General features: G+C 46.7%; 5 protein-coding genes. 1 reads left to right on the top strand and 4 read right to left on the bottom strand.

All coding sequences use genetic code 11. From position 1 onward, the window contains the following. Positions 1–200: 200 nt before the first annotated feature. The 3 genes from BQ5361_RS00045 to BQ5361_RS10715 all read right to left on the bottom strand — a co-directional run bounded on the left by BQ5361_RS00045 (position 201) and on the right by BQ5361_RS10715 (position 4,436). Positions 201–2,624, bottom strand: coding sequence for an outer membrane beta-barrel family protein (locus BQ5361_RS00045; RefSeq protein ID WP_083389202.1), 2,424 nt, complete (start codon positions 2,622–2,624; stop codon positions 201–203). A 600-nt stretch (positions 2,625–3,224) separates the two neighbouring features. Continuing rightward, positions 3,225–3,488 (bottom strand): hypothetical protein, encoded by a 264-nt coding sequence (locus tag BQ5361_RS10435; RefSeq protein WP_143047435.1) that lies wholly within the window; start codon positions 3,486–3,488, stop codon positions 3,225–3,227. A 12-nt stretch (positions 3,489–3,500) separates the two neighbouring features. Then, positions 3,501–4,436 carry a S41 family peptidase gene (locus tag BQ5361_RS10715; RefSeq protein ID WP_161940404.1) on the bottom strand — a complete coding sequence of 312 codons (936 nt, stop codon included), beginning with the start codon at positions 4,434–4,436 and terminating at the stop codon, positions 3,501–3,503. 30 nt (positions 4,437–4,466) lie between these two features. Between BQ5361_RS10715 and BQ5361_RS10710 the strand changes: the two genes are divergently transcribed. Continuing rightward, positions 4,467–4,781 carry a hypothetical protein gene (locus BQ5361_RS10710; protein WP_161940403.1) on the top strand — a complete coding sequence of 105 codons (315 nt, stop codon included), beginning with the start codon at positions 4,467–4,469 and terminating at the stop codon, positions 4,779–4,781. Positions 4,782–5,131: 350 nt separating this feature from the next. Here BQ5361_RS10710 and BQ5361_RS00035 read toward each other — a convergent pair whose 3' ends face one another. After that, positions 5,132–6,463, bottom strand: a complete 1,332-nt coding sequence (locus tag BQ5361_RS00035) for a radical SAM/SPASM domain-containing protein (protein WP_071424834.1) — start codon at positions 6,461–6,463, stop codon at positions 5,132–5,134. Positions 6,464–6,856 lie beyond the last annotated feature (393 nt).

The raw sequence follows: 6,856 nt of genomic DNA, 5'->3' as shown, positions 1-6,856 counted from the left end.
TCATATGCAGTCTATCTTATAGACTACAATGTAGTAAATTCAAATCGTCGCACCCTAAAAATGCTTGTAAAAGACTATATTTCAATTATTTCAAAGACCAATTTCCATTTTTAACGGGACAGTAATGTTCCATAATAATTAATAGTTGAATACTGCCTACTCTTTTTCAGGATTTTCGGCTTTCTCCTTTTTTCTCAAATCTATTTCAGAATTTCTCCCGGTCTTTGTAATGTTTGCACGGTCGATACGCTCTTTTTGGCATTTCGGTTGAACCGGTAGCCGATCGAAAAGACCAGCCGCAGACTTCTGTGTCCCCGAGGTTGCCGCAGGACGGAATAGTAGGAGTTGTCCCAGCGTACCGTTTCCTTTTTCAGTTTGGTCGAAAGGATATTGTTCACGTCGAGGGATATATACAGTTTGTCTTTACAGAATGATTTGGTTATTCCGGCAGCTAAAGCCCAATAGGAATTTTGCCAGGTTTCCAATCTTTTTTGGGGCAGCTCGACGCCTCCGTCCAGATAGATAATCATCGAGGGATGCGGCTGGAACATAAGGGAAAGGCTGAACATCCCACCTCCGGCACTGTACGAAGCCTGCCAGTCGCCATCCACCTCTCTCCGATACCAATATCCGTGAATGAAAGATTTCACTCGGAACCATTTGGTTACCAATGTCGTATAATCGATCCAGATATTATGCGCCGAGCCGTGTTCTCCGTTCACCTTCGTCGTATAGACGATGTTCGGATCGTCGGGGTCGTAGAAAGTCATCGTTTCACTGCCGCGCGACCACGTACCTCCGTAAGAGATCGTCAGTTTGTTGCGCAGCGTATAGCTCAGGTCGATGTCGTACCCCCAGCCGGGTTCGAGATTTTCGTTGCCTACGGTATAACTGTATTGCGACTGCCAGACCCGGCGGGGACTCAGGGCGTTGTTGTCGGGCAGCCGGCCGCTGGACCGATAGAGGTCGAGATTGATATTGGTGCCCTTTTCCGGGTTGAACGTGTAGGCCAGGCTGAGTTCCGGGAAAAGCCGCCAGTAGTCACGATGTTCGTAGCCCGTATTTTCGGCATTCCGGTAAGCGATGCGGTCCCATTGCAGTCGCAGGCCCGCCTGATAGGAGAACTTGCCGTAGGCATCGGCCCATTGGGTGTAGGCACCCGTGCTTTGAGTGCGGTCGATAAACCAGGTACTCATCTTCGGATCCGGGACCCACTCTTCCTCCTCGAAGCGATGCACGGGAGCGTTGTTGTCCGCATACCGCAAATCATAGCTCAACCCCACATCGAGCGAGCGCTCTTCCGAAAAATTCTTGTTCAGGTCGAGCCGGGACGCGAACAGATGTCCCAGCAGCTTGTAGCGCTCGCGCCGCAACTCCGTGGAGAAGGGTTCCGCATCCTCCGGCCGGGAAAAATCGCGCGTGTCGTAGTCGTAATTCCGATCGACGTTCTGGTGCAGGTAGTCGGCCTTGAAAGAGAGCCGGGAACCCAACGTGTCGAAACGGAAGATATAATTCAGCGACCCCTGATACTGCCGGTTGTAGAGCGTGCCCCCGTAGCGGTAGAGCGTATATCCGGCTTCGGGCATCTGCGGCGGCACATCGCCCCAGGCCAATCCCGCAGAGGTCGTGTGCACCGTATTGGACGGGTCGCTCGCTCCCATGAAAATCTGTCCCCCGAGACCGATCGAATGGCGGTCGTTTATCTTGTAAACCAGGCTCAGAAGTTCGCGGATATTCCGGGAGGTGATCCGCCCCCGGTCCTCCGAGTCGAGCGAGTATCCCGAATTGCGAAATTCGGAATAGGTGCGGTCGAGCGTTTCGTTCTCCCCATAGGAACCCGACACATAATTATATATTCCCAATCGTCCGCACTGGGCCGAGAACGGCAGGGCGAGTCCCGTAGAATATCCGTCGCGGGAAACGGACGCGGAGGGAGATACGTTGCCGTAAAAACTGCCTGCGGCGAGTTTCTTGAGCCGGATACGGACGATACCGCCAGAAGTCGTGGCGGAATAGGCCGCTCCCGTCTTGTTCTGGACCTCCACGCTTTTCACGTCTTCGGCACGAAGGGCGGAAAGCTCCCCGAGATCCGTCACCAGCCGGTCGTCGATATAGACGACCGATACCGGAGTCCCTTTGATGGACAAGGTATTATCGGAAACCCGCAGGCCCGGCAGCAGATCCAGCACCTGCATCACGGACCGGTTGCGGACGATCGGATTACCCAACATATTGACTTCGTAGCGGCCGGCCCTGTATTCGGTATTTCGAGCCACCACGACCACCTCGTCGATATGTCGGCTGGCCGGACGTAGAATCACATCGGGCAGGGTTTGCGCCTCCGGAACCTCTACCGTTCGGTAGCAGGATTCGTAGGCCAGATGGTCGTAGCAGAGCAGATAGCGGCCCGCCTGTTCGAAATGCAGGCTGTAACGACCTTCCGTGTCGGAAACGGCGCCTCCGAGGATCGTGGAGTCGCGCGATTCGAGAATGCTGACCGAACAATAAGGAACCGGAGCGGATTCCGCATCGAGAATACGGCCCCGGACAACGAAGCGTTCCTGGGAAAAACAGGGAACATACAAACAGGGCAAGAGTAAGGCGAGAGTAAGGCGTTTTATCATAGAAAACACGAGGTATAGAATGGTATAGATTTGTTAATATGAAATTCTTTTAACAAAATACGAATACAAAACATTAACAGCAAATACTTTACATTATATTTTTTCGATACTGTAACTTTTTCTAATTAACCGTTGTAATGAATATTTTTTTACTATCTTTATATATTGATTCAAGATCAGAGCCCCCCTTCTTTACTGATTTCTGGCCCAAAGTTTTAAAATTTGCATTTTAACAACCACCAATTGTAGTCTGTACAGCCTTAATTCAGTTGAGCTTGTTCTAAAATACGTTTTCCATACCTTTTATTGTTTCGACCATTGCAGATAGTTATGCCCGGTTTTATCACGATTATAAATTCAATATTATTTAATATTTATATTGGTAGGAACGATTGTGTAAGGATAGATTTAGCCCGTTTCGATTATAACACGATAGAATTGATGAACACACATTAGTCAATGGTACTGAACTGTGGAACAATATGGGCAAAGCGTGTAAAGATTCGAGCACTTCACTAAAATATACAAATAAAGCGAGAGTCCCGGAAAAACTCTCGCCTAATTAATGTTTTGTTAATTAGTGTATTGCTCGTTCTGGAGTTATGATTTCGTATGTGTATAACACCAGTCTACATCGGTAGGATGATAGTTATTGCAATTACCAGGGCAACCGTTGCCACCATTAACTTCTGTGCAAAGCCCGAACGCTTTTTTATCACAAGCACAGCCATCATTGATCTTGAACGGGTTAGCGTAGCAAAGACATCCGGCTCCTCCTTGGATATGTACCATATCCTTTTCAGTCAGTCTGTGGTCGGGATGGAAATCCATCATTGCCGACTCGATGATTTTTAATTTTCCCATAATTTCATAGTTTTAGCTTAGTTCGCGTATCTCCTCGCCAGCAGTCTTGTTATCTTTCCGGATGATATCGAGAAGTCTGTCGAGGCTGTTGTTTTCGCGGCGGAGCCACTCCTCGAACGGATGTTCGATGGGGATGTCCACCTTCGGATAGTCGAACGGGTCGTCGTTAAGATCGACAATGGTGGCCGTAAAGGGCACCATGAAGTCGATGTGGAAATTGGGAAGCGGAATACGGGCAGCATTGCCCGTCACTTCGTTATAACCGCCGCAGTGCTGACCCGCCACAGGCCCGCGTCCCAACTTCTGAATATGGCGGGCGAAGAGCTGCGCCGCCGAATAGGTAAGATGACTGGTCAACACATACACGTTGCCCTCGTACCGGTGTTTCAGTTCGGCCGGCGGCACATGTTCGAGGTGTCGCACAGTATCCGTCCGGAAAAGCGTTCCTTCGGGCACTTCACTGATGTAGGAGATGAGAAATTCGCGGTCCTCTGGAGCGAGTTCACGGGTATTCTCAATATTCTTGCAGGCTATTTCGCGGCTGTACTCGTGGATGAGGTATTTGTCTATGATAGTTATCGGTTCATCGACCAGATAATCGAGCGTATAAAAGATGTTCTCGGTCATACCGCCAGAATTGAGGCTGACATCGATCACCAGCTCCCGTATCTCATCCCGGTCTATCCGGCGCATAGCCTGCCGCAGCAGCCGTTTGTAGCGCCAATCTCTGCCGAAAACCCATAAATGGCTCCACCGCTTCCCCCAGAAACTGTTGATGGTCAGCACACCGATGCCGTCGCCAACCTCTGTGTAAACAATCGGTTTACGGCAGAATCCGCGCTCGGCCTTGCTGCGGCGTTTATCACCGGAACGCACAAATTGCCGATACTTTTCCTGCCGCGTCATCGGCTCCAACACCACCGTATCACATTCGGCATCGCCCGGCATCCGATACACTACCGTATAAGGTCCTTGAACATGAGAGCAAAAAAGCATATTGGTAAAATTACACCAAATACGAGGTTCCGCCTCATAATAGTTATTCATCTTTGCCCAAGCATATACTGGTTCCCCTGGGGTCATGGCCGTATTGAGCGCAGCAAGAAAAGGAACCTCATAGGCCTTACTGAAATCGAACTGTTGGTAAAACTCTTTGTTGACCGATTCGATCACTGCACCCGGAGGAATTATCCCCGAATAATCCTTGACGTTGTACACCGTGCCGTCTTTCCATACCTGAACCCACAGCGGGAATACTGGGTCCTCTTTCCCGAAAAAGCGGAATCGGTTTAACGCTCCGCCGTCCGGAAAGGCGAAGTGGGCGTCAGCAGTCAAACGACCGATGTTACGCAACATGAAAGCAAACTCACGGTCATGTCCGGAGATGAGATCATTTGAAAGCATGCGCTCAATGAAGTCGCTTGTCTGCTGCCAGATACTGTCACTGATCCCACGGCGGCCGGAAACGTAGGCTGTCTCTATCTTATCTAAAATGAACGCTACGTCGTTTGCTCTCAGTTGACGCACGGAATCTATGCGGGCTGCCATCGCAATACTGTCGGCAGGTGGGTTCCGTACACTCTCTCCTGCATAAGCCGTGGAGCACGTACATGTAAGCCACAGTATGAGCGACAAGATTGATCTTACTTTGAACATGATTGGTTCTTTTTAATTTCGTAATAAATATCCAAATATCTTTCGAGAATATCGGTATCTTTATACGCAGCACATACATAATGCTGCCCGTCGCATTTGAGATTCTGGTAGCGCTTGTTCACACAACCGCCCCCGCACAGAGTCAATACGCGACAGTCCCGACATTCGGAAGAGTTAAATGTCAGGTTTCCGGTACAGTACGCTGCTATCAAACGCATGTTATTTTTTCCCTCCGCCAGCGTACCAATCTCACCAGCTGGGTTCCCCACGTCCTGCAAACAAAGATACAATTCGCCACGAGGCCCAATCATATCCGTATGTAGGCACTCGGCCATGCAACTTTTTAACCCTTTAGCAGAAACGTTAAATTCTGGATGTATAATACCGTACTTTTCATACTGCTCGATATAGAATTGTGCTTCTTCTCTGGCATCTGCAAAACATGGTAAATTGTTGCTACACGTTTTATATTGAATAATTATCCCTGGGTATACGTAAAACAGGGGATACTTATCCTTAAATTCCAAATACAATTCATGATAGCGGTCTTTATTCTCACGATCGACATTAATTCGAATATCTACCTGAAGGTCATCATGCAACTTTTTGTATTCATGCAACTTGTCGAGATTTTTCATTATGATGTCATAAGTACCTTTTCCGTTTTTGAAGATGCGTTTCGTGTCATGAACTTCTTTGGGTCCGTCAAGAGTTATCTGAATACTTTTCAAATTAAGTTGGTCGATTTTGGCAATCTTTTTCTCATCGAGTAAAACGCCATTGGTAATGATGCTGGCGATAAAAGGTATCTCCAGTTCTTTAATATAAGAGGTAATATCCTCCATAATATCAAACCCTAATAACGGTTCTCCTCCGAACCATGATAATTTCAGGGGCTCTTTATCGCGACCGTAATGATATTCTATATGTTTTTTTACCGATGTGATGACTTCAGCGGACATTTTTCCTGCTTTTCGGTAGGATTCTTCAAAACAGTATGGGCATGCTAAATTGCACTCCAACGTTGGTATAAGCGTCAGGCTCCGAGCATTTTTACCGAATCTGTACGCCAGTTGGTTACATATGAGCATGTTTTTGTTGTCATCATCGTTTTCACATATAATGCCCTGGGTAAGAAGCGAGTCGATGGTTTCCTGATCGGTAATTAAGGCAGACTGAGTAGGATTATGTTTAATTTGTTGGATCAACGCTTCGGTTTCTGCATCGTTGATGTCTATGAATGCTCCTGAAAGAAAATTAAATAATAATTTCCCATGTTTGACGGAATCGTAAATGTAATTATAGTTAGACCATTTCATAGTTAGTTTGAATTTGTTAGGTTATGTCATTAACGCACTCAAAAATTGGTTTATAATATAGTATTTCATTTATATTCAGCCTTCTTATTGCAAGATAAATAAAATAAATTATATATACAAGAAGTTTATACACAGATTTAATGCTTTATTGGATGTTTTTTTAGAAGAATTTCTGTTTACTTCTTCTTATTTCCAATAAATACTGTAAATCTTGTCAGAGATAAAGTATACTATCGCGTTTGCTTGTTACGGGTTATTACTTTAATTCATTAGTGTCCCGTTAAAATCGGGACAAATTAATATTAATCAAACAATCCCGGAAAAAGGGAAGAATTGAGTTCTTTGACATCGTTGAAATTAGTCTTCTCAAACAGTTCTTTAAGGCATGTTTTG

The organism is Tidjanibacter massiliensis (assembly GCF_900104605.1).
GTDB lineage: Bacteria > Bacteroidota > Bacteroidia > Bacteroidales > Rikenellaceae > Tidjanibacter > Tidjanibacter inops.
This window is presented reverse-complemented; position numbering and strand designations above follow the sequence as displayed.